Source organism: Terriglobia bacterium (genome assembly GCA_020072845.1).
Lineage (GTDB): Bacteria > Acidobacteriota > Terriglobia > Terriglobales > Acidobacteriaceae > JAIQGF01.
This window is the reverse complement of the sequence record JAIQGF010000016.1, coordinates 1-23,556: the sequence shown is the minus strand read 5'-3', so window position 1 is coordinate 23,556 and position 23,556 is coordinate 1. Positions and strand designations below refer to the sequence as shown.

The 23,556-nt window shown below is 61.0% G+C and carries 24 protein-coding genes and 1 other RNA gene; 13 read left to right on the top strand and 12 right to left on the bottom strand.

Annotated elements, in window-relative coordinates; translation table 11 throughout:
• Window positions 1-78 precede the first annotated feature (78 nt).
• From ffs to LAN70_15935, 3 genes are all read left to right on the top strand, one after another.
• An RNA gene (gene ffs, locus LAN70_15945) (signal recognition particle sRNA small type) lies at window positions 79-175 on the top strand.
• Between the two features lie 143 nt (window positions 176-318).
• Window positions 319-1,320, top strand: coding sequence for a ketoacyl-ACP synthase III (locus LAN70_15940; protein ID MBZ5512641.1), 1,002 nt, complete (start codon window positions 319-321; stop codon window positions 1,318-1,320).
• 34 nt (window positions 1,321-1,354) lie between these two features.
• Complete coding sequence (locus LAN70_15935; GenBank protein ID MBZ5512640.1) at window positions 1,355-1,738, top strand: VOC family protein; 384 nt, start codon at window positions 1,355-1,357, stop codon at window positions 1,736-1,738.
• Between the two features lie 125 nt (window positions 1,739-1,863).
• On the opposite strand, the gene fumC is transcribed toward LAN70_15935, so the two are convergent.
• Window positions 1,864-3,270, bottom strand: a complete 1,407-nt coding sequence (gene fumC / locus LAN70_15930; protein ID MBZ5512639.1) for a class II fumarate hydratase — start codon at window positions 3,268-3,270, stop codon at window positions 1,864-1,866.
• 213 nt (window positions 3,271-3,483) lie between these two features.
• On the opposite strand from fumC, the gene LAN70_15925 reads away from it, so the two are divergent.
• The gene (locus LAN70_15925; GenBank protein ID MBZ5512638.1) at window positions 3,484-4,566 is read left to right on the top strand and encodes a YpdA family putative bacillithiol disulfide reductase; all 1,083 of its coding nucleotides are present in this window, start codon (window positions 3,484-3,486) and stop codon (window positions 4,564-4,566) included.
• Between the two features lie 37 nt (window positions 4,567-4,603).
• Entirely contained in the window at window positions 4,604-5,209 is a 606-nt protein-coding gene (locus tag LAN70_15920) for a hypothetical protein (GenBank protein MBZ5512637.1), read from the top strand.
• A gap of 138 nt (window positions 5,210-5,347) precedes the next feature.
• Here LAN70_15920 and LAN70_15915 read toward each other — a convergent pair whose 3' ends face one another.
• The 4 genes from LAN70_15915 to LAN70_15900 all read right to left on the bottom strand — a co-directional run bounded on the left by LAN70_15915 (window position 5,348) and on the right by LAN70_15900 (window position 8,228).
• Window positions 5,348-6,148 (bottom strand): 1-acyl-sn-glycerol-3-phosphate acyltransferase, encoded by an 801-nt coding sequence (locus tag LAN70_15915; protein ID MBZ5512636.1) that lies wholly within the window; start codon window positions 6,146-6,148, stop codon window positions 5,348-5,350.
• Between the two features lie 203 nt (window positions 6,149-6,351).
• A complete protein-coding gene (gene cyaY, locus LAN70_15910) occupies window positions 6,352-6,684 on the bottom strand; it encodes an iron donor protein CyaY (protein ID MBZ5512635.1) in 333 nt (110 codons plus the stop codon).
• Between the two features lie 90 nt (window positions 6,685-6,774).
• Entirely contained in the window at window positions 6,775-7,710 is a 936-nt protein-coding gene (locus tag LAN70_15905) for a hypothetical protein (protein ID MBZ5512634.1), read from the bottom strand.
• 44 nt (window positions 7,711-7,754) lie between these two features.
• A complete protein-coding gene (locus LAN70_15900) occupies window positions 7,755-8,228 on the bottom strand; it encodes a single-stranded DNA-binding protein (GenBank protein MBZ5512633.1) in 474 nt (157 codons plus the stop codon).
• Between the two features lie 406 nt (window positions 8,229-8,634).
• Between LAN70_15900 and LAN70_15895 the strand changes: the two genes are divergently transcribed.
• The 8 genes from LAN70_15895 (at window position 8,635) to LAN70_15860 (ending at window position 17,535) form a co-directional block, all read left to right on the top strand.
• Window positions 8,635-10,407, top strand: a complete 1,773-nt coding sequence (locus tag LAN70_15895) for an activator of (R)-2-hydroxyglutaryl-CoA dehydratase (protein ID MBZ5512632.1) — start codon at window positions 8,635-8,637, stop codon at window positions 10,405-10,407.
• An 89-nt stretch (window positions 10,408-10,496) separates the two neighbouring features.
• On the top strand, window positions 10,497-14,093 hold the full coding sequence (locus LAN70_15890; protein MBZ5512631.1) for an acyl-CoA dehydratase activase-related protein: 3,597 nt from the start codon (window positions 10,497-10,499) through the stop codon (window positions 14,091-14,093).
• A 209-nt stretch (window positions 14,094-14,302) separates the two neighbouring features.
• On the top strand, window positions 14,303-14,767 hold the full coding sequence (locus tag LAN70_15885) for a VOC family protein (GenBank protein MBZ5512630.1): 465 nt from the start codon (window positions 14,303-14,305) through the stop codon (window positions 14,765-14,767).
• A 168-nt stretch (window positions 14,768-14,935) separates the two neighbouring features.
• The gene (locus tag LAN70_15880; protein ID MBZ5512629.1) at window positions 14,936-15,220 is read left to right on the top strand and encodes a hypothetical protein; all 285 of its coding nucleotides are present in this window, start codon (window positions 14,936-14,938) and stop codon (window positions 15,218-15,220) included.
• A gap of 127 nt (window positions 15,221-15,347) precedes the next feature.
• Window positions 15,348-15,692 carry a 4Fe-4S dicluster domain-containing protein gene (locus LAN70_15875; protein ID MBZ5512628.1) on the top strand — a complete coding sequence of 115 codons (345 nt, stop codon included), beginning with the start codon at window positions 15,348-15,350 and terminating at the stop codon, window positions 15,690-15,692.
• 277 nt (window positions 15,693-15,969) lie between these two features.
• Window positions 15,970-16,395 carry a DUF420 domain-containing protein gene (locus LAN70_15870; GenBank protein ID MBZ5512627.1) on the top strand — a complete coding sequence of 142 codons (426 nt, stop codon included), beginning with the start codon at window positions 15,970-15,972 and terminating at the stop codon, window positions 16,393-16,395.
• Window positions 16,396-16,397: 2 nt separating this feature from the next.
• A complete protein-coding gene (locus tag LAN70_15865) occupies window positions 16,398-16,667 on the top strand; it encodes a hypothetical protein (GenBank protein ID MBZ5512626.1) in 270 nt (89 codons plus the stop codon).
• A gap of 7 nt (window positions 16,668-16,674) precedes the next feature.
• Entirely contained in the window at window positions 16,675-17,535 is an 861-nt protein-coding gene (locus LAN70_15860) for a hypothetical protein (GenBank protein ID MBZ5512625.1), read from the top strand.
• 7 nt (window positions 17,536-17,542) lie between these two features.
• Here the strand turns inward: LAN70_15860 and LAN70_15855 are convergent, their stop codons facing one another.
• The 7 genes from LAN70_15855 to LAN70_15825 all read right to left on the bottom strand — a co-directional run.
• Complete coding sequence (locus tag LAN70_15855; protein MBZ5512624.1) at window positions 17,543-18,367, bottom strand: ABC transporter permease; 825 nt, start codon at window positions 18,365-18,367, stop codon at window positions 17,543-17,545.
• Between the two features lie 26 nt (window positions 18,368-18,393).
• The gene (locus LAN70_15850; protein ID MBZ5512623.1) at window positions 18,394-19,392 is read right to left on the bottom strand and encodes an ATP-binding cassette domain-containing protein; all 999 of its coding nucleotides are present in this window, start codon (window positions 19,390-19,392) and stop codon (window positions 18,394-18,396) included.
• Between the two features lie 177 nt (window positions 19,393-19,569).
• Window positions 19,570-19,863, bottom strand: a complete 294-nt coding sequence (locus tag LAN70_15845) for a hypothetical protein (GenBank protein MBZ5512622.1) — start codon at window positions 19,861-19,863, stop codon at window positions 19,570-19,572.
• Between the two features lie 181 nt (window positions 19,864-20,044).
• Complete coding sequence (locus LAN70_15840) at window positions 20,045-20,773, bottom strand: hypothetical protein (GenBank protein MBZ5512621.1); 729 nt, start codon at window positions 20,771-20,773, stop codon at window positions 20,045-20,047.
• A 177-nt stretch (window positions 20,774-20,950) separates the two neighbouring features.
• Window positions 20,951-21,913 carry a heme o synthase gene (gene cyoE, locus LAN70_15835; GenBank protein MBZ5512620.1) on the bottom strand — a complete coding sequence of 321 codons (963 nt, stop codon included), beginning with the start codon at window positions 21,911-21,913 and terminating at the stop codon, window positions 20,951-20,953.
• Window positions 21,910-22,857 (bottom strand): COX15/CtaA family protein, encoded by a 948-nt coding sequence (locus LAN70_15830; protein ID MBZ5512619.1) that lies wholly within the window; start codon window positions 22,855-22,857, stop codon window positions 21,910-21,912. The genes cyoE and LAN70_15830 overlap by 4 nt, the downstream gene beginning before the upstream one ends.
• 110 nt (window positions 22,858-22,967) lie before the next feature.
• Window positions 22,968-23,556, bottom strand: a 589-nt coding sequence (locus LAN70_15825) for a carboxypeptidase regulatory-like domain-containing protein (protein MBZ5512618.1), incomplete at its 5' end; no start/stop codon positions are given.

Sequence of the window (23,556 nt, the reverse complement as noted above, 5' to 3'; positions counted from 1 at the left end):
CTCATTTACCGAAAACCGACGACCGAAAACCGACAACGATCACGCCGTCGCGCGAATGTTAGAATCAACCGTGTCGGGCATCGGCCCCGCGCGACGTATTCCCGCCAATCCCGCCAGGTCCGGAAGGAAGCAACGGTAACGGGCTCTTACGTGCGCAGCGGGTTCGCCGGTGTCCGGCTTTTTATTTTGGACACACCCGCCCCTTTCGTTCAGAATGTCTGTTTTTGCGCGGGTCCTCAGTCCCGAATCACGACGCCCGGATCGGTGGGCGCTTGCGACTCGCAACTCGGGACGCGCGGCTGCGAAACGGAGACCTCATTGAATACTCCCATTCGGGCGAAGATCACCTCCCTTGGCACCTACGTTCCTCCGCGTGTCCTCTCCAATCAGGACCTGGAAAAGATGGTGGAAACCAGCGACCAGTGGATCATGGAGCGCACCGGTATCCGCGAGCGCCATCTCGTCGACAAGGGCGTGGCCGCCAGCGATCTTGCTTTCGAAGCCGCCAAGTGCGCCCTGCTGAAACGGGGCATCGCACCCGAGGAGATCGAGGCCATCATCGTCGGCACGGTCACCCCCGACATGTTTTTCCCCTCGACCGCATGCCTGGTGCAGCACAAGCTGGGCGCGAAAGGCGCCTGGGGCTTCGATCTTTCCGCCGCCTGCTCCGCTTTCGTGTACGCCTTGCAGGCCGGAGCGCAGTTCATCAACAGCGGCGCACACAAGAAAGTGCTGGTCATCGGCGCCGACGTGATGTCATCAATCATCGACTACACCGATCGTGCTACCTGCATCATCTTCGGCGACGGCGCCGGCGCCGTGCTCTTGGAACCCGCGTCGGAAGGCGAGGACGCCGGCTTGATCGATTTCCTGCATTACGTGGACGGCGCCGGCGGCTGCTCGCTCTATATGCCCGGGGGCGGCAGCCTGAATCCCTCGTCGCACGAGACCGTGGACAAGAAAATGCATTTCGTCCACCAGGACGGCCAGTCCGTGTTCAAGTATGCGATCCGCAACATGGCCGATGTCTGCGAGCGCTTGCTCAAGCGCAACGGCCTCACCCCCAAGGACGTAGACTGCTTCATTCCGCACCAGGCCAACAAGCGCATCATGACCGCCACCGCTGAGCGTCTCGGCCTCCGCGCGGAAGCGCCCATCATCAATATCGACCGCTTCGGCAACACCACCGCCGCCACCGTGCCGCTCGCCATGCAGACTGCCATTGACGAAGGCAAGCTGAAAAAGGGAAGCCTGGTGCTGCTGGCCTCGGTGGGCGCCGGGTTTACGACGGGCGCGACGCTGTTGCGCTGGGCGTATTGACGAAAGACCGAAAGACCGAGAGACTGATGGACCTATGAAACGCGTTACCGGCATCGGCGGCATTTTCATCAAGGCGAAGGACCCGCAGGCGATGTACGCCTGGTACGAAAAACACCTCGGCATGAAACACATGCCCGATCTGCAATCGGTGGACTTCCCCTGGAAGGACAGCGCAACCGGCGAGGAAGCCCACACCTACTGGTCGCTGTTCAAAGAGAACACAGACTACTTCGACCCCAGCAAATCCGCGGTGATGATCAACTACCGCGTCGCCGACATGGACGCCGTCATCGCCGGGCTTCAATCCGAAGGCATAGAAATCCTCGGACGCGAGGACTACGACTACGGCCGCTTCGCCTGGATCGTGGATCCCGAGGGCAACAAGATCGAACTCTGGCAGCCGCCGAAGAAGACTTAACCACGGATTCCCACGGATTCCCACGGATCAGAACAAGAAACAAAACGCGCCAACGTTCCGGCGCGTCTCTTCCCTTATCTTTTTCCGATCCGTGTTTATCCGTGGCGATCCGTGGTTAATTTTTCCTACGGATGAGTCATCGTCTCCGGTTTCACCAGCTTGTCAAACTCATCCGCCGTCAGGAAGCCCATCTTCACCGCCGCTTCCTTCAAGCTGCTGTGCTCCACGTGCGCTGTGTGCGCCACTTTCGCGGCGTTGTCATACCCAATCTTGGGCGCGAGCGCGGTCACCAGCATGAGCGAGTTCTTCACGTACCAATCCACTTTGTCGCGGTTCACTTCGATGCCGTCGATCATGAACTCGACAAATCCGTGGCAGGCGTCGGTGATCAGCGTCACCGAGTGCAGGAAGTTGTAAATGATCACCGGCTTGAATACGTTGAGTTCGAAGTTTCCCTGCGACCCGGCGAAGCCCACCGCCGCCGTCGCCCCGTGCACCTGCGCGCACACCATGGTCATGGCCTCGCACTGCGTGGGGTTCACCTTGCCCGGCATGATGGACGATCCCGGCTCATTCTCCGGAATCGTCAACTCGCCCAGCCCGCAGCGCGGCCCCGACGCCAGCCAGCGAATGTCGTTGGAGATTTTCACCATGGACGCCGCTAGCGTCTCCATCGCTCCCTGCGCGAACACCACTTCATCGTGCGCCGACAGCGCCGCGAACTTGTTGGGATGCGAGCGGAAGGGAAGTCCGGTCAGTTCGGCGATCTTCTTTGCGGCCCGCTCGGCAAATTCCGGATGCGTGTTCAGGCCCGTACCCACTGCCGTCCCGCCGATCGCCAGCTCGTACAAACCTTCGAGCACCATCTCCAGCCGCCGGATGTCGCGCTCCACCAGGCTCGCCCACCCGCCAAACTCCTGCCCGATGGTGAGCGGCACCGCGTCCTGCAGGTGCGTGCGCCCGATCTTCACGATGCTGTCGAATGCCTTCGCTTTGCGCTCGATCGCCTGCTGCACCGTCTTCAGCGCCGGGATCAGCGCCCTCTTCACGCGCTCCGCCGCCGCGATGTGCATCGCCGCCGGAAACGTGTCATTCGACGATTGCGACATGTTGACGTGATCGTTGGGGTGGATCGGCTTCTTCGACCCCATCTCCCCGCCCGCCATTTCGATGGCGCGGTTGGAGATCACCTCGTTCACGTTCATGTTGGTCTGGGTGCCGCTGCCCGTCTGCCAGATGCGCAGAGGAAACTGGTCGTTGAGCTTGCCGGCGATCACCTCGTCGGCCGCCTGCGCGATCAGTTTCGCTTTGTCCGGCGGCAGTTTTCCCAGGTCCTGGTTGACCAGCGCGCACGCTTTTTTCAGGATGCCGAACGCCCGGATCAGCTCCGGCGGCATGGTGTCGCGGCCGATGTTGAAGTGAATCAGCGAGCGCTGCGTCTGCGCGCCCCAGTAAACGTTGGCGGGCACCTCGATCTTGCCCATGCTGTCGGATTCAACGCGCGTGCGCGGCTTCTCTACCGTGGTTGCCATATCGCGCTCCTGAAATGAGTACCGAGTACCGAGTACCGAGTGCTGCAATTATGCCGGGAAAATTATAGTCCTCACGGGCCAGGTGATTGTGCGCTGGAGCACACAACTGGGTGACATGCGTGGGCGTTCTTGCTCGGTACTAGGTACTCAGTACTCGGCACTTATCTCCAAAATTCTGCCATTCGACAATCCCGCCTCGTGAATCCAATCCCCGTGCCTCCCGACAACACCCAGAAGTTCGACCTCCTCGTCATCGGCGCCGGCCCCAGCGGCCTGGCCTCCGCCATCGAGACGCAGCGCGCCGGCTTTCGCGTGCTGCTCATTGACAAAGGCTGCCTGGTCAATTCGCTCTTCCATTACCCGGCGAACATGACCTTCTTCACCACGCCAGAATTGTTGGAAATCGGCGACATCCCTTTCCCCAGCGCCAACGTCAAGCCCACGCGCGAGGAGGCGCTGGAGTACTACCGCAAGGTCGCCGAGCACTACCGCCTCGACGTCCGCCAGTACGAGCGCGTGGACGAGGTCTCGGGCAGCGACGGCGATTTCCTGGTCCGCACCTCGACCGTCGAGGCCGACATTCTCGGCGCGCTGGAAGGTCCAGAAAAACGCCACGTCCCCGGCCGCCGCGCCGAATATCGTGCCCGCAAGCTGGTCGTCGCCACCGGCTATTACGACCTGCCCAACCTCATGCAGATCCCCGGCGAGGACCTGCCCAAGGTCTTCCATTATTATCGCGAGCCGCACCCGTTCTTCGGCCGCGACGTGCTGGTTATCGGCGGCAAGAACTCCGCCGCCATCGCCGCGCTGGAACTCTGGCGGCACGGCGCACGCGTCACCCTCGTCCACCGTGAAGAAGCCCTGCACCCGCATGTCAAGTATTGGATCAAGCCTGACATCGAGAACCGCATCAAGAACGGCGAAATCACCGCCTACTTCCGCACCGTGGTCAAGGAGATTCTGCCTGAGTCGGTTGTCATCCAGACCCGTAGCATTGCCGGCTGGCTGTGGGCAAATCGCGGCGAAGTGCGCCTGAAAAACGATTTCGTTTTTGCGCTCACCGGCTATCACCCGGATTACGAGTTCCTGCGCAGTCTCGGCGTGCAGCTTACGCCCGAGGAGTGCCGCCCCATCGTCAACCGGGAGACGCTCGAAACCAACGTGTCCGGCATTTATGTGGCGGGCGTCATCGTTGCCGGCTCCAACACCAGCGAAATTTTCATCGAGAACGGCCGCTTCCACGGCCAGCACATCGCCCAGGATCTGAAGAAAAAGCTGTCAGCTCTCAGCTCTTAGCTTTTGGCTGACAGCTCAGAGCTATTACAATGCTGTCATGCGCACTTCTCTGATCATCCTGACGATCGCGATCGCGTCACTGGTCGCGTGCAACCAATCCTCCGCTCCCGCTTCCGTGTCGGCGAAACCCGGCGAGACCGCGAAATCTGCCGATCCCGTTCAACAAAAGCTCCAGGATCTGGCTGGCTCCACCGCCACCGACTGCGGCCGCGTCAAATCGCAGGCGCCGGACCTGACGCAAAAAGCCGGCGACTGCGCCATGCAAGCCGCCAAGGACAAGCACGCTTTCTACGTTGCCTACGACATGCCCGGCCTCACCGTGGGTGTGGCCGGCAATTCGGAAGGAAAGCTTTTCTCCATCCAGTCGGAACAAACGGACAACCCGCCAACGAGCGCGAAGGCGGAAGTCAAGAGCGCCCCCTGTCCATCTGACCTGCGCTTCGCGCAGAGTGGGCGCGTCACTTGCATGGCCCTCGGCGTCGGCATGGGCGGCACCGGCGCCAACCCGCATGGCGGCATGCCGCCCGCTACCGGCGAGAATCCCCACGGCGGGATCACCATGCCGAATCTCGGCACCCCCAACCCCCACGGGACGGCGCAGCCCTCGCATCCGCCGGCCAGCAAAACGCCGCCCAAGCAATAATTCCATGCGCACTCACCACCGAGGCACCGAGGACACAGAGGTGCACCGAGTTTTTCATCTCCTTGTCTCGGTGAATCTCGGTGTGCTCGGTGACTCGGTGGTCAAGAACGCTCAATTACGCATCCGTAACTTGGTTAACTAGCGACCCGCCGCCTCGCACAATTCCCTGACTGCCTCCTGCACTCTCGCCGCCAACTCGCCCAGGTCTTTGCGGGTGTACTCCGCCATCGGAATTGGTTCGCCGACCACCAGCCGCAGCGGTGCCCGCCGCAAGTGCGCCGACCCGATCGGCAGGCCTGCATACGTTCCCAGGATCGCCACCGGCACCACCTCCGCCTGCGCCTTCATCGCGACATAAAACGCGCCGCGCCGAAAGGGCAGCATCTTGCCGGTCGGCGAGCGCTCTCCTTCAGGGAATACGACCACGGACATGCCTCGTTGCAGCGTCTTCACCGCCTCGCGCAACGCTCGGCGCGAGAGCGCGACGCCTTCCGGCGCGATTTCCAGCGCGCCCGCCCGGCGCAGGTACCAGCCGATCAACGGCACGCGAAACACCAGCCGGTGCGCCATGATGCGGAACGCAAACGGCAGATGCGCGTAGAGCAGGGGAATATCGAGCGCGGAAAGATGGTTGGCGGCGTAGAGGCGCGGCTTGCCGGCATCGATCCGCTCCAGGCCTTCCACCGTGACCGGCGCCAGCAGCTTGAGCAGCAACCGCGCCCACCAGCGCACCACCGCATGCTGCGCCCGGCCGCTCTGGTCAAGGCGCGCCAGCACCAGGCAAATCGGTTCCACGATGATGGTGAGGAGAAGGATGGCGGGCCAGAACAGCAGCAGCGCCCGGGCCCAGCTCAGCAGATTGCGAACGGTTTTCGGTTGGCGGTTATCGGTGTTCGGTAATCGGCGGAGATTTTCAGTCGTCCCTACGGGACTTCTCATCTTTGCGCGATCATTCCCGGCACTGAAGTGCCGGGCTATTTTCATGCGTCGCTACGCGACTGACGCCGGCCTTCCGGCGACAATCGGAGAACCAAAATTCGAAAACCCGCAATCAAAAACGACACCCGGCAAGGCGTAACCGATAATCGATGACCGGTAACCGAAAACCGTGAACTGAAAACCGATAACCGAAAACCGAAAACCTAATCCAAATCGATCGCTTCCGACCCCAACTGCTGGTTCATCAGCCGCGACACCAGCGGCTTCAGTCCCTCGCCGGTTTTCGCCAGCACGAAATCGTTCTGGTCATCGTTCCAATCCAGCTTGAAGCTGGTGGAGAGCGCGGAAATCCATATCTGCCGCACCGGCGCATTTCGCGATATCACGAACCGCCCCGGCGGCTCTTCGAAGCCGATGTGCAGCGCGCCGGACTGGTCTTCCACCTCGAAGTCGGCGTCGTCCTCGGCTTCAATCAGCGATTGCTTCAACGATTCCATTGCGGCGTCGGCGTGCCGCCTGAACTCCATTTCTTCCATGGCGCGGCATTCTAGCATTTCGCGGTCTGCTCTCAGCCATCAGCTATCAGCTTTCAGCCGGAAGGTGGAGCGCGACGCAGGCTGCTTGCCTTATCGGGAGGTGGGCAGACACGGGTTCGGAGTACTTCTCAGTCGCTCATAACGAAATTCGCCCGCGTTCCACTTGAAGCTAGTGCAAGTAGGCCGCTGCAAATACCGATTCTCCAGATCTCTTACCGACCATTGAACCAGGGGCTGATTGTCACTTGCGAACTTTCCCCGGGCTTCGGCCAGAATACCGCCGGGTTCATTACCAACCGCCGTCGTATAGAACCAGCGTTTCTCGATCGCGCACCAACGTTGTGCTGGTGCTGTCTGATCGCAAGACCTACGTCGGCATACAAACGACAGCACGCGGCGCAGTTCACCGCCATGCATCCGGAAGTGTGCCTCGTCCTGAGTGTATATGCCTGTGCCGCCGCCGCTAGCGCGTAGGACCAGTTCAAAATGCTGCGGCGTGGCCGGGCCGGGCTGCGGGGCAGGATGAAGTTGGACGAACTCGGTCAACGCGTCCCGGTCTACGTACATTTCGTACTTGCACCAGCAGACAAAGGCCGCAACGCGTTTCCATTGCCGATCTGCCGGCGTGGCGATCGCCACCGCCGTTGTCTGCGCCTCCGAGATCTGGACAGCGAGTATTGCCTGCTGCGTCGCGTCCTCGCCGAGTGCGGCATAGGCCAACCGAACCTGATCGGGCGTCGCGACCTTATTGCCAACGATCTGGCTCGGAGACGTCTGCGACCACACGGCCAACTGAACCTGCTGATCGGTAAGGCCGAGCAGGTGGAACGCATTTAGGCGGGTTTGTTCGTCGCTGGAACGCAGATCGCGGGCAACGGACTCCGGGGTGGGCCAGCGCACATGTTCCCGGCGCATGCCAAGATAGCCAACCTCTTCACCGACCGCTGGCTTCGGTTCCTGCGCCACGGCGACGGCGGATACCAGTAGAACTCCCACAGCGCCGAGGAGCAAAAAACGCCGCATCATCGCTATTCACCGATTGCGCGTCACTGAGATTGCGAGTCGCTGACCTAAAACGGAATATCCTCATCCGTAATCTGCGTGCTCGCCGCCGGCTCCGGCTCCGGTGTGCGCTGATCCATATTCGACGACGCCGCCGCCGCGCCGCGCCCCCGCCCGCCGCCACCTTCGCCGCCCTCGCCGCCGCCGCGTCCGCCCAGCAGCACCAGGTCGTTGACGACGATGTCGGTACGATATTTCTTTTGCCCGGTTTCCTTGTCGTCCCAGGAGTCGGTCTTCAGGCGCCCTTCGATATAAACCTGGCTGCCCTTCTTGCAATACTCGCCGACAACCTCCGCTGTGCGTTGCCAGGCCACGATGCTGTGCCACTCGGTGCGGTCCTGCCAGTTGCCGTCCTTGTCCTTGTAGCGCTCGTTGGTCGCCAGGCTGAACTTGGCCACGGGCGTGCCGCTCGGCGTGTATTTGACCTCGGGGTCCTTCCCCAAGTGTCCGACTAAGATGACCTTGTTAACGCTCTTTGGCATGAAATGCTCCTCATGAGTCCGTGTGAAAGGGGCCAGTGTAGCAGAAAGTCTGTCAGTCTATCGGTCTCTCAGTCTGGGCGGGTCTATCGGTCTTTCAGTCTCTCGGTCTGTCGGACGGAACAGAACGACTGATGGACCGACAGACCGATAGATCGATTCGACCAATCGACCAACCAACGGAATGTGCGCTTTGTCACAATTTTCCCCGTAACTTGCTGAAAACCCAAAGTCGTGCCGCTCCGCTCGCCTCCCAACTCCGCCGCTTGACCACGATTTTCCTCCGTTCGACAAATTCCATTCTTCGTTCCCATTTCGGACCCGCAGAATGGTGTGCGCCGCGGTGTTGCCCGGTGAGGATGGCGACCCGCGATTCAGGCAAACCCCTATTCGGGGCAAAGGTGGGGAAATGAGCACATCTACGCAGATTCCTAGCGGTCCAGGCTTGGTGCAGATTTCATCACTCGAAGACATGATCCGCGATCGCGTTGCCGAGGAGCGCGCGCGCCTGGAAAAAGAGGCTGGCGTGGTCCACAAGCAGGTGCACCACTTCCAAAAACCGGTGGAGCGCACCTTCACCGCGGAACAGCGCTCCAAGACCACGCTGCTGTTCGGCGGCCTGACCTGGAAGCACGAGAAGCTCATCCACGGCGCCCTGGAAGGCCTGGGCTACCGTTGCGAGGTCGTGCCCGTGCCCGACGTCAAAGCCTTCCAGCTCGGCAAGGAGTACGGCAACAACGGCCAGTGCAACCCGACCTACTTCACCGTCGGCAACCTGGTCCAGTACCTCCAGAAGCTGGAGGAATCCGGCGTCCGGCGTGAAGACCTGCTCAACAACTACATCTTCCTCACCGCGGGCGCCTGCGGCCCGTGCCGCTTCGGCATGTACGAAGCCGAATACCGCCTCGCCTTGCGCAACGCCGGTTTTGACGGCTTCCGCGTCATGCTCTTCCAGCAGTCCGGCGGCCTCAATCAGGGCGAAGCCGAAGCCGGCCTCGCCATGAACCTCGATTTCTTCCTCAACCTGCTCAATGCCATGAACATGGGCGACGTGATCAATGAAGTCGCGCACCAGATCCGCCCCTTCGAGCTCAACGCCGGCGAGACCGACGCTGTCCTCGACGAGTGCGTGGATTACATGCACGAGGTGCTGAAGAAGAAATCGCCGTGGTCCATCGAAGGCGCGCTCGGCAAGCTCGGCAAGAACATCCCCATGAAGGGAACCGTCGAGTACGTCGGCAAATTCCTCAACCAGCTTTACAGCGACGACTACACGACCGCGCTCAACCACGTCCGCGACCGCTTCGCCTCCATTAAGGTGGACCGCCTCAAGGTGAAGCCCATCGTCAAGATCACTGGCGAATTCTGGGCGCAGACCACCGAGGGCGACGGCAACTTCAACATGTTCCCCTTCCTGGTCCGCGAAGGCGCGCAGATCATCGTCGAGCCCATTGGCACCTGGATCATGTACATGATCCACCAGGTGGTGCAGAAGATCCGCGACACCAAGGGCCTGGAAGAGGGCGCGGTCATGCCGCCCCCGTGGCGTCTCGACAAGCAGGCCAAGATCGAGATGAACTACCGCCAGAAGCTCGCCAAGCTGAAGGCGGCCGAGGTCATCTTTTCCCGCGAGTACCACAAGATCGTGGACTCTCTCGGCGGCACGGCGCACAAGCTGGTCAACCAGTACGAGCTGCAGCGCCTCGGACATCCCTACTACAACTCGCGCGCCGGCGGCGGCGAAGGCCACCTCGAGGTCGCCAAGAACATTTATTACTCCAACAAAGAGCTCTGCCACATGGTGCTCTCCCTCAAGCCCTTCGGCTGCATGCCCTCAACGCAATCGGACGGCGCGCAGTCCGCGGTCGTCGCCCACTACAAGGACATGATCTTCCTGCCCATCGAGACCTCCGGCGAAGGCGAGATCAACGCCCACAGCCGTGTCCAGATGGCGCTCGGCGAAGCCAAGGCCAAGGCCAAGATCGAGTTCAGGGAAGTGCTGGAGAAACTCGGCAAGACCGCCGACGAACTCCGCGCCTACGTGGACGCGAATACGGAAATGTCGAGCGCTCTGTACAAAGTTCCCAAGTACAAGGGCGTCATCGGCACCGCGCCAAACTTCGCCATCCACGTCGCCGAAAAAATGGGCGCCAGCGTTCCGTACCACGCCGAGGCCCACTAATTTGAACCGCAAAGGACGCGAAGGACGCCAAGGCGTTTTCCTTTCCATCCTTTGCGGCCTTTGCGGTTGAAGGTTTTCCCAGGAGAACCATGCCAGGACTTACCGACAAAGCGGATTCCACGAAGAAATACGACCAGCTATGGATGGGCCTTGACGTTGGCTCCACCACGGTGAAGGTCGTCGTCATTGACGGCGACACCGACACGATCCTGTGGGCGGACTACCAGCGCCACGAAACCAAGCAGCCCGAAAAGGCGATCGAGATGCTCAAGGCCATCTCCGCCGATTTTCCCAACACGCCGGCAGAAAATATCCGCGTGTTCATTACCGGCTCGGGCGGCTCCGGTATCGCCAAGCACATCGGCGCCAAGTTCGTGCAGGAAGTCAATGCGGTCTCTCTTGCCGTGGAAAAGCTTTACCCCGCGTGCGGCTCGGTCATCGAACTCGGCGGCCAGGACGCCAAGATCATCATCTTCAAGGAAGACCCGGAGACCGGCAAAAAGAAGAAGCTGCCCTCGATGAACGACAAGTGCGCTGGCGGCACTGGCGCCGTCATCGACAAGATCAACGCCAAGCTCCGCATTCCCTCCGAGCAGCTTTGCCAGATGGGCTACAAGGGCCTGAAGCTGCATCCGGTGGCCGGCAAGTGCGGCGTCTTTGCCGAAACCGACATCAACGGCCTGCAAAAGCAGGGCGTGCCTCCCGACGAGCTCATGGCCTCGCTGTTCGAGTCCATCGTCCAGCAGAACCTTTCGGTCTTGACGCGCGGTAACACGCTGCGTCCGGTCGTCCTGCTGCTCGGCGGCCCCAACTGCTACATCAAGGGCATGCGCGACTGCTGGAAGGTGAACATTCCCAAGATCTGGGAAGAGCGCAATTACCCGCTGCCCGAAGGCGTCAATCCCGAAGACCTCATCACCACTCCCGATAACGCCCAATACTTCGCCTGCATCGGCGCTGTCGAATACGGCAAGTCCGAAGACCCCGGCATCGGTCAGTATGTTGGCTTCGACAAATTGGAGTGGTACATCACCGAAGGCCGCGCCCAGGAAAAAGCCAAGAAGGGCGGCGCGCAGGCTCTCGCCAGGAGTCCGGAAGAGCTCGACGATTTCAAGACGCGCTACACCAAGAAGAAATTTATCGCCACCACCTTCCAGCCCGGTCAGGTGGTCGAAGGCTTCATGGGCATTGACGGCGGCTCCACTTCGACCAAGGCCGTTCTGGTTGACAAGAACCGCAATGTCCTCTGCAAGACCTACCAGCTTTCGCGCGGTAATCCGATTGAGGACACCCAGGAGGTCGTGGCTAAAGTAGCCAAGCAAATCAGCGACCAAGGGGCAATACTTAAAGTGTTAGGTGTAGGCACCACGGGCTACGCCAAGGACATTTTGAAAGACGCCGTCGGCGCCGATGTCGCCCTGGTCGAAACCGTCGCCCACACCCAGGCCGCGCTCCACTTCTATGCCGACGCGGACGTCATCTGCGACGTCGGCGGCCAGGACATCAAGATCATCATCCTCAAAGACGGCCGCGTGAAGGACTTCAAGCTCAACACGCAGTGCTCCGCCGGCAACGGCTATTTCCTCCAGGGCACCTGCGAGAGCTTCGGCTTCAAGGTCGAAGAGTTCGCCGACATCGCGTTCAACGCCAAGGGCTACCCGCAATTCGGCTACGGCTGCGCCGTGTTCATGCAGTCCGACATCGTGGACTTCCAACGCCAGGGCTGGAAGCCGGAAGAAATTATGGCCGGCCTGTGCAACGTGCTGCCCAAGAACATCTGGCTCTACGTGTCGCAGATTCCCAACCTGTCGGCGATCGGGAGAAAGTTCATTCTCCAGGGCGGCACGCAGCACAACCTCGCCGCCGTTAAATCGCAGGTGGACTTCATCGAGTCGCGATTCAAGGGCAAGGAAGTCAAGCCCGAGGTCATTGTCCACCAGCACTGCGGCGAAGCCGGCGCCATCGGCTGCGCCTTCGAAGCGGTGCGCCTGTGGGAGAACGGCAAACAGACTACTTTCATCGGCCTTGACCAGGTCGCCTCCATCACCTTCACCACCACCCGCAATGAAGCTACCCGCTGCTATTTCTGCAAGAACAAGTGCCTGCGCACCTTCATTGACGTCAAGACCGCGGTGCCGAACCCGAACTATAAGCCGCCGGTGAAGACCAAGGTCCCGCTGACCGACGGCGCGCAGCGCCTCATCATCGCCACCTGCGAGAAGGGAACGGTTGAAAACGTCGAGGAGATGCGCGTCATCAAGGGCGACATTGACGCCATCAAGAAAGAAAACCCCAACCTGGTGGAGATCGCGGCCAAGGCGGCCTTCAAGAGCTACGAGCCGCCGGTCGTGGCCGATCCGCTGCCGAAAATGCAATTCACCGCCGCGCAGAAAAAACGTGCCGAGCTGATGAAGAAGCGCTCCGAACTGAAGATCGGCATGCCCAAAGCGCTCAACATGTACTCCTGCGGCCCGTTCTTCACCGCCTACTTCGAGTCGCTCGGCCTCAAGGCGGAAAACCTCATCTGGTCGGAGTACACCAGCGAGCAGCTCTACAAGGAAGGCGCCAAGCGCGGCGCCATCGATCCCTGCTTCCCGTCCAAGGTCGGCATCCCGCACGTCCACAACCTGCTCTACGCCATTCACCCCAAGAAGCAGCTCGACATCATCTTCTTCCCGATGATCGATTCGCTGCCCACCTTCCTGGTGAAGACGCAGAGCTCGCGCGCCTGCCCCACCGTCACCGCTACTCCGTCGTCGGTGAAAGCCGCATTCACCAAGGAATCCGACTTGTTCACCGAAAAGGGCGTCATCTGGAAGGACACGCTCATCGAGCTGACCGACCCCAAGGTCGCGCATCGCCAGATGTACGACGACTGGAAAGACATCCTCGGCCTCAGCGAGGAAGAGAACTACCGCGCCGTCGAGCAGGGCATGGCCGCCATGCTGAAGTTCGACAACGACATCATGCGCGGCACCGCCCGCGAGGTCCTCAAGAAGCTGGAGCGCGAGGACAAGCTCGGCATCGTGCTCCTCGGCCGCCCCTACCACAACGATCCCGGCATCAACCACGAGATCCTGGAAGAATTCCAAAAGCTCGGCTACCCCGTCTTCTCCCAGGATTCGCTGCCGCTGGACGATGAGATCATCTGGAAGCTGTTCGGCGACGAAGTCAAGATGGGTGTCATCTCGCACCCGCTCGATGTCTCCGACGCCTGGAAGAACTCGTACTCCGAGAACACCACGCGCAAGGTCTGGGCGGCGAAGTACATCGCGCGCCATCCCAACCTGGTCGCGCTCGAATTGTCCAGCTTCAAGTGCGGCCACGACGCGCCCATTTACACCGTGATCGAGGAAGTCGTCGAGCACTCCGGCACGCCGTACTTCTGCTTCAAGGATATTGACGAGAACAAGCCGACCGGTTCCATCAAGATCCGCGTCGAGACCATCGGCTACTTTCTCAAGCGCTACCGCGAAGACATGGTGCGCAACAACCAGAAGCAACTGACGGTCGAGGAGCAGCTCAAGCAGTTCGAGCAGCGCCTGCGCCACGAGCTCACTCTGGCCGCCAGCGTCGGCTCCAAGGCGGGTTGCTGGGGCACCGAAGAAACCGCGCCGGCCGAACTGATTTCCATCGCCGGCGTCCAGCAGGGACAGCAGGACCTGGTCGAAATGGCCGGAGACTAGCTGGGAAGAGCGCGCTGGGAAGGGCACGGCTTTAGCCGTGCCAACAAGCGCTTATCGAACGCGGGCTTTAGCCCCTGAGGTTTCCTTCTGGGCTGATCGCCTTCTTCCCCTTTGCCGACGCGGAGGGGCTTTTTTCTGGAATCCTTCGCACGTTTTATGAATCCGTAACGGCTAACGACCAACGACCAACGACTGCTTCCGGAGGTCCCATGCCCACGACGAAAACCCATTACATCCCCGCCGGCTATCACTCCGTCACGCCGTACATCATCGTGCGCAACGCCGCCCGTGCCCTCGACTGGTACAAAAACGTGTTTGGGGCGCAGGAAGAGTTCCGTTTTCCCACGCCCGACGGAAAAATCGGCCACGCCGAAATCAAGATCGGCGATTCTCACATCATGCTCGCCGATGAATTTCCCCAGATGAACGCCGTCAGCCCCGAAACCATCGGCGGCACCGCCTCCGCCCTCATGATTTACGTCGAGGACGTGGACTCCGTCTTCAAGAAGGCTGTCGCCAACGGCGCGAAAGTGAAGCAGGAACCTCAGGACAAGTTCTACGGCGACCGCAATGCCACTATCTACGACCCCTTCGGCCACCAGTGGACGATTGCCACCCACGTCGAAGACGTTTCGCCGGAAGAAATGCAGCGCCGCGCCGCCAGCCAGAAGTGATCGGGAAGGGCATTAGCCGTGCCCAACGACCACCCCTAGTTTTTGTCATTCCGACCCTGACGCGAAGCGGAAGGGGGAGGAATCTGCTTTTGCCGTCGACCATCGACCATCGACCGTCGACTGTTCACCCGCTTTGTTACAATAAAACGCAGGCGAGGATCTGCACGGATGGCAATGGAATCCGATAAGGTGATGTTCGAGATTTACCGCGAGGCCGCTTACACCGGCAAGTACCGCGTCGTCTATTACACCGAACTCAACGAGAATAACAAAGAGTGGGAGATCAACCGCGCCCTTTCCGGAGAGCACTTCTACGACGGCTTCATCAAGAACTACCGCAAGGACGAGGCCAAGGACATCATTGACGCCATCTTGAAGCGCATGAACGACGGCGAGAAGCTTGCGCCCACCGATGTGGAAACCGCGCTCAGCGAGCATATCGCGGCGGGATAGTCTTTCGGTCTATCAGTCAATCGGTCGCGGTGACCGATGGACCGATAGACTGATAGACCGACAGACTGACAAACTGACATACTGAGAAACTGAGACCATGTCCACCCAACCGCAAATGAACCCGGGGATGGTTCCCGACGAGCTGAAGCACGAGCCCCGCTCCAAGGGCCTCACCACCGCGCGCAAAAAGAAACCCAAAGAGCTGGCGGTGATCACCGAGTGTTGCACCGGCTGCGCCGGCTCGCCTGCCTGCGTGGAATATTGTCCGGTGGAGGATTGCATGTTCTGGGTTCCGGACGAAGATCATCCGCCCTTCGGCCGCATCCAGGTGGATCCGCTGCTCTGCATCGGCTGCAAGAAGTGCACCAGCAAGGGTCCCGACGGCGCCTTCCTCGACGGTTGCCCCTGGGACGCCATCGTCATGGTGGACACCCCCGAGGTCGAAAAAGAAGTCGGCGTCATGCCCTACTAGAAAGTCAACTGATCCAGCGCCGCAGGCGCGAATGAAAATAGCCCGGCACTTCAGTGCCGGGAATCGAAATCCAAATCAGATCATCCAAGTCCCGTAGGGACGGCTGAACGCGTTAACTACATGGTACTTTTTTCCGTCGCGACGCAGCCTGATTCTCGGCCCGCCGCGCTAGTCGGACCAGTCCCAGGTAACCTGGGCTGAACCTCAGGTTACCTGCACGTAACTTGTTGATTTCTCTGAATGGGTAGGGGGAGGGGGTAGGGTAACTACGAATACGATATCAAATTTGTCATCGTTACCAGCTCTTAACGCCGTGCTGAATGGCACCAGCGCCGTTTTGATCGCCTCGGCGCGCAATTCCATTCGCCGCGGAAACATCGCCCGCCATCGCGCCCTGATGATCGCTGCAGTTGTGACTTCTTCGATCTTCTTCGCCTCTTACGTTTACTATCACGCGCACGTTGGCAGCGTGCATTTTCCGGGACAGGGAATCGCGCGCACCATCTATTTCTCCATCCTGATCACGCACACGATTCTGGCCGCGACCGTTCCGCCGCTCGTCATCATCGCGCTCACGCTCGGTCTGCGCCGCCGCGACCAGCGCCATCGCGCCATCGCGCGCTGGACTTACCCGATCTGGCTTTACGTCTCGATCACCGGCGTTGTGATCTACTTGATGCTGTACCAGTTGTTCCGCGCTTAAGTATGCCCGTGGTAAAGCTCAAGATCGATGTCGGCGAAACCATCGGCCACGAAGCCTGGTTCGCGCTGCAGCAGTATCCCGAGAGCCAAGGCTCGTTCTTCGGCCCCGAATTCGGCTCCAGCGGAGCTTGCAAGCATCCTGCGAATATTCCGCACCCCAAGGGCGAATGGATCGGAGCGGAAGTGCTGGTCTCGACCAGCCTGCTGGCGCAGTACGCCATGTCGCATTACCTTGAGCAGGAGCGCGTGCTCGACGTTGATATTGAGGAGTGAAGATTTCTTGCCGTTGCCGACCCCGATCGTGAAAGACCCCAACTTCGAGCGCAAATCCATGTCGGTGCGCTCGCGCATCCTGTTCTTCGTGGTCGCATGGGCCATCGTGCTGCTGCCGTTTCTGTTCTGGCACAGCACCTGGTTCGGGCGCCAGCTCACCGACCGCGAGCTCGATGAGTACATCCACGACCAGCAGAAGCCTCGCCGTATTCAGCACGCGCTCGTCCAACTCGGCGAGCGCATGGCGAAGCACGACGCCGGCGCCGCGCGCTGGTATCCCGACGCCGTCCGCCTTGCCTCCAGCCCGGTCGAAGAGGTCCGCAATACCGACGCGTGGATCATGGGCCAGGACAACACGCGCCCCGAATTTCACCAGGCGCTGCTGCCGATGCTGCGCGACGCGTCGCCCATGGTCCGCGGCAACGCCGCGCTCTCGCTGGTCCGATTCGGCGACGCCAGCGGACGTCCGCAGTTGGTGGAAATGCTCCAGCCCGCCAAAGTCACGGCGCCGCAAGCGGGACGCGTCGCGGACCTCGCCAAGCTCGGTGAAGCGATCCGCCAGAACGGAACCATCGCCAAGCTCGACGTGAATGGAACCACGGTGGAAGTGCGCTCGCCAATCGCTGGACGCGTGCGCTCCTTCGGTGTCGCGCAGGGCGCGCAGGTGCAGGCGGGAACCGAACTGGCGGTGATGGATCCCGCTCCCGAACAGGTTTGGGAAGCGCTGCGCGCGCTCTACCTTGTCGGCCGCAAAGAAGACCTTCCCGCCGTTACTGCTTATGATAAGAACCTGCCCAACATGCCGGATCGCGTGCGGGAACAGGCAGTGCTCACCGAGAAGGCGATCCTGGGCCGTGAGCGCAAGTAGCTGGCTGCTAGGCCGCGGGTTTGGTCGTCCGGCGATTGGCGACCACGAACGCAGCGAAGAACATCACCAGGGAGAATCCCATCAGCACGATCAAACAAGTGCTCACGGCAAAGATCGCACTGGCCGGGAAAAGCAGTGTGCGCAAGGCTTCGGTTCCGTAGGTCAGCGGATTGATGCGCATCAGCAGGCGAATCCATCCGGAGGCGCCGGTGAGCGGAAACAGCGCGCCCGAAAGCAGCCACAGCGGAATCAGGAACAGGTTGATCACCGCGTGGAAGCCCTGCGAGGAATCCATCGGCCAGGCGATGATGAAACCCAGCCCGGTGAGGGCGAACGAGACCAGGAAGACGTCGAGCACGATCAGGCCGAACTGCGCCAGGCCAAGATGAATGCCCAGCGCGGGCGCGAAGCAGAGAAACACCAGCCCCTGAATCATCGAGAGCGTCGTTCCGCCCAGCACCTTGCCGAGCACGATGACCGAACGATGCACCGGCGCCACCAGCACCGACAGCAGGAACCCTTCCTTGCGGTCCTCGATCACCGACATCATGGTAAAGATCGAGGTGAAGAGCACGATCATGATGAGCGCGCCGGGAAAGAAGTAGTCGAGATAGTGCTGGTTGCCCGCGCCGCTGCCGCCTTTGAACGAGGTGCCGAAGCCGGAGCCGATCACGATCCAGAACAGGACCGGCGAAGCAATGACGCCGACTACCCGCGAGCGCTGGCGGTAGAAGCGGACGATCTCGCGCCACCACAGGCTGAGTGCGGGGATGAGCGCGCCCACCGAGGGCGCTGCGATTGGTGCGGGAACGGTTTGGGTGCCTGAAGCCATAGCAATTAGCAATTAGCGATTAGCAATTAGTGCTCGGTTCTGGAGGCGTGTTGGTCTTCCGCCTTCTGGTCGTCGGTCCAGAACCTGTGTCCGGTGCGATGGATGAATACATCCTCCAGCGTCGGCTTGCTCACCGACATGGATTGGATCTCGCCGGGAAAAGCTTCCACCACGTCGGTGACGAAGCGATGGCCGCTTTCCCGCTCCAGGCGCACCTTTCCGGCAATCACGGTGGCGTCGAGCCGGTAGCGCCCGTGGATGCGCCGTGCCAGCGATTCCGGATCGGCGGCTTCCAGCAAGATGACGTCGCCGCCGATCTCGCGCTTCAGTTCCGCGGGCGTTCCCAGCGCGACCAGCTTGCCTTCGCTCAGGATGGCGAGGCGGTCGCAGCGCTCGGCCTCTTCCATCAGGTGCGTGGTCACGATCACGGTGACACGCTCCTGCTCGCGCAGGATGTGCAGATACTGCCAGAGGTCGCGGCGCGCGCCCGGATCGAGGCCCGTCGTGGGCTCGTCCAGCAGCAGCACCGACGGATGATGCAGCAGGCCCTTGGCTAGCTCCAACCGTCGCTGCATGCCGCCGGAAAAGGTCTCGGCGCGGTCGTTGGCGCGGTCAGCAAGCCCGACACGCCCCAGCATCTCCGCGATGCGCACTTTCAGCGGCGCTCCCCGCAATCCGTACAGATGTCCGACGTGGCGCAGGTTCTCGGCCGCGCTCAGCTTGATGTCAATGCTCTGCGCCTGGAATACGACGCCGATATGACGGCGCAGTCCAGTGGGATCTTGCGCCGCGTCGTGGCCCATGATGACGGCGCGGCCCTGGGACGGAAGCATCAGCGTGGAGAGAATGCGGAACAGCGTGGTCTTGCCGCTGCCGTTGGGGCCGAGCAGGCCAAAGATCTCCGCCGGGCGCACGTCGAAGGTGACACCGTCGAGCGCAGGTCGCCCGTCGTAGAGGTGGCGCACGTCCTCCACCTGGATGACAGGCGCGGTTGCGGCAGTTTGTGGGGCTAATTCGGCGGACAAGGCCACAAGCCATTTTACAGCAGGCTGCAGGCTTCAGGCTTCAAAGAGGCGCATAGATCCTGAGCTCGCGTCACCCGGTGCGGGTTCAGGACCTATGCGGGAGGGGCAGGATCGCACACCCCTCCCTCCGAACCCTTGCCGCTCGGGCTTTTCGTCCTCTTACAGAACGCTCCGCCTTCAGGCGGCGCGACGTTCGTGGCCGGCGGTCGCGGCTGCCTGCTCGCGCGGCGCGAACAGGCTGTACACGCAGAGCAGCGCCGCTGCCGCCACGATCACCAGGCCCATGCTGCTCAAGTCGAATCCGTCGGTCGGGCCGGCGAATTTGCGCGCAACGCCGCCTGCAATTCCACCGACGACGCCGACCAGCACGCACGCCAGCCAGCTTTGCGCGCGCTCATACCACAGCACCGATTTTGCGAACCCACCCACCAGTCCGCCCAGTACGGTCCAGAAAAACATCGCAGCAGCCATGCCATCCTCCTTGTCGAACTATATATCGTAACACGATATATTAATATCTTAGCACGACACTATGCCCGTGTCAACCGGGAAGCAGGCTGGTAATTGCGCAGCAGGGAAGGGCTTGTCGGTGGTTGGGACCTAGTGGGAATTCAACACAGTAGAACCACGGACACCGGTGGGTCGGTTTGGGTCATACGGCTTGAGGAATTGATTCGCGCGTTCTGCGTACTCTCGCGATCCAACGGAAGAGGAAATACGCGGAGACCAGCGGAGGTGCGAGCAGCAAGAAGCCAGCGAGCACATCAAACCAAGTAAAACGGTAACGCCGATACACGTTGTAAATGGGCTCCAACTTTAAGGAGACTCCAAGCTGCCCTGCTGCGGCGCGCAGTTCATCATAATTCGAGAAAACAGTTCTCTTGCCCGTCTGCGTATCCAACGCAAAATAAGCATCTACCGAACTGCTATTCTGTCCAAAATGTTCAGCCAATTTCGTGTCCGCACCACCGAGAATGTAGCGCCCCGCCACTTGGACCAAGCGGACACCATCCATCGAGTCGCCTTGCGACACAACAGTCCCGCTGAAACGCTGCGTTTTGGGGTTGTAGATCCAACCTTGGTCGGTCAGGTCGATCATCATGAGGTGATATCCATTCGGCAGGGGGCAATGCCACGTATCACCTAGACCGAGGTCACGATTGAGAACGGTTTCATTGATGATGGCTTGGAATACAAACACGGCCGCTCCCCAGGCAACACAGATGAACGGAAACAGGGCAGCCGCAATAATGACTGTTCGACGACCATGACTCGCGGCCCGCGTGAGCAACGCTGTCGTCCCGCCGAGAACGAGCGCCCCTACCGTAGCCAAAACAGCCCAAACCACTGCCCAAATTAGGAGGACAAACCCTAAACCCATGGCGGGTGCATATTAGCATTGCGCCCACGCCGCACAACCGAGTACACGTACCTCAGCGGCTAAAGCCGAAGGTTAATTGGCAGCTTGGCGGCACGGCTCCCTCGGCTTCGCTCGGGACAGGTTCCGCCGTGCCCTTCCCAGAGGACCAGCGCGAGTTCAAACATTCACCAGGGAGAGCTAGCGGGAATTCAGCATCATCAGCGCGAACAGCAGCGGCAGGTAGAAAACGGTGGCGAGAAGCAACTGGCGCGCGCGGCGCTTGGAGTGGCCCGAGGTCAAGGGCTGCTTGAAGGCGGCGAGGCGGATGCCAAAATAGAAGAAGATCATGCCCATGACGGCCGCGCCAAAAAGATAGAGGTTGCCCGACATGTGTAGCAGCGTGGGCGCGAAGCTGGCGGGCAGCAGCGCGATGGAATAGAGCACGATCTCGCGGCTGGTGGCTTTGCCGGTAGCCTCGACCACGGGCAGCATGCGGATACTGGCCCGCTGGTAGTCCTCGCGGTAGAGCCAGGCGATGGAATAGAAGTGCGGGAACTGCCAGAAGAAAACAATCGCGAACAGGATGAGGCCTTCAATTTCGATGCGTCCGCGCAGGGCGGTCCAGCCGAGCAGCGGCGGCATGGCGCCGGGAAAGGCGCCGACAAAGGTGCAGACGGGCGAAACGCGCTTCAGTGGCGTGTACGCAGCCAGATAGACGATGGCGGTGGCGAGCGCCAGGCACCCGGTCAGGAGGTTGCAGAAGAGCGCCAGGTAAAGCGCGCCGCCGAAAACCAACATTCCCGACACCATGCTGGCATGCACCAGGCCCATGCGCTTGGAGGGCAGCGGCCGATGCGCGGTGCGGCGCATGAGGGCATCGACGTCTTTTTCAAAGACCTCGTTCAACGCGGCGGAACCGGCGGCGATGAGCGAGATTCCGATGAGCGCGTGCAGCACCGGCCATGAAAGCTGTGCGACCCCGGCGCGCGGCGCGGCGAAGTACGCACCCGCCCAGGCGCTGAGCACGATGAGCGAGGTGACGCGCAGCTTGATGAGCTCGGAGTAATCCTGAAGTAGCCCCCCCACCCTTTCGCGCGAAAAGCGCGCGCGAAAAGGGTGGGCCACCCCATCGGTGTGGATTGGAGGCGTAGCGGCGCTCATACGGCCACCGGCTTGACAGCGTGCGCGGGAATGCGCTCCGCGGTTGGAATCGCGACGTGCCGCCATGCCTGGATGGCAAGCACGACGGTGGTCGCCAGCAGCAGCGCGCCCACGGCAACGTGCGCCACGGTGGCGTAGACCATCGGCATTCCAGGCTGGGGCGCCTCGCGTCCCCATTCGACGCGGGTCAGCCAGGCGCCAAAACCGAGCGTGAGTTGGACCATCAAGAGAGCCAGCAGCATGAGAGCGGGACGGCGAAGCTGTTGCACCAACGCATATTCACTGAGCACGCGCACCACCGTCCACAGCAGGACAAACGTCACCACAGCGGCGCTGATGATGTGCGGCAGGAGTTTGATGCCATGATGGCGGAACGCGGCTCCCAAAATTAATTGCACATAGACGCAGGCCGCGGCGGCGGTCGCCAGCCAGGGCAAGCTCGGCCGCTTGGTGGGAAGCTGCATGCGCGGGTCCTGGACCCAGGTGCGTCCGGTGAGAAGCCAGATGGAAACCACGAGGCAGAAAAACGTCTGGCCAAGGGTCGCGTGGGCCGCGGAAACGCTGGGCGGGAGGAAGTGCAGCACGGTAATCCCGCCGAGGACACCCTGGGCGATCACGGTCGCGAGCGCAGCCCATCCCAGCTTGCGCATCCAGGGACGGCGGTCCACCTTCGAGGTCCAGATGGCCAGAACGATGGTCAACAGTCCGATGAATTGCGCGAGGATGCGATGGCCGTGTTCCCAACGGATTCCGCCGACCAGCGGCACGGTGAAGTAGCCGTAAGTCACCGGCCAATGATGGAACGAGGTCGGCCAATCGGGAACGGCGAGCCCGGCGTCATTGCTGGTGACCAGGGCGCCGGCGATGATGAGAAGAAAAGTGCAGAAGGCGACGATGGTCGCGAAACGATGATGCGCCTTATTGAATGGCGTGGTCAGCGACATGTAAGTTATCAGTTGTCGGTCATCGGTCGCGGGTTTCCGGTCCCCGGTTGACGATCAGCTTGGCTGAACCGAAAACCGAGAACCGAAAACCGAGAACCGAGAACCAGGAACTACTGCGCCGCTTTCATGGTGAAGTCGGCGGTCTTGGATTCCTTCGGGCCGACGGTGATCTGCTGCGTCTGCTCGCCGAGTTTTTCCTGCACCACGGCGATGGTGTACGTGCCCGGCGGTAGTCCCTTGAGGGTGTACTTGCCATCCTTGTCGGTGACCGCAAAATACGGGCTCTTGACGACATTGATGTACATCTTCATCCAAGGATGCTGGTTGCACTTCACCGGCAGCATAATTTCTTCGCGGGCGAAGGTCTTCTCGATGGCCGGCGCCTTGGGCGGTTGCGACTCGTTCCACTCCCGGTTGTCTTTCGGTGTGGGGTGGATGTTGTGGGTGGTGGGATCGCTGTTGAGGACCTTCAAGGTCTGGCCGGTCATGATGCCGAGCACGTGCGGGTGATAGCGGCAGCCCTGCTGATCGAGCGTGACGGGCTCCTTAGGCACTTCGAAAGTGCGGCTGCCCAGCCCGTCCTTCACGTACACGAAAGCGTTTTCCAGATTGCCGCTATTGACGACCAGGGTCTCGACAGTGTTGGTTCCCTTGCAGGCAGGATCCTGGCTCATGTCGATTTTCTGGGCTTTGGGAGCT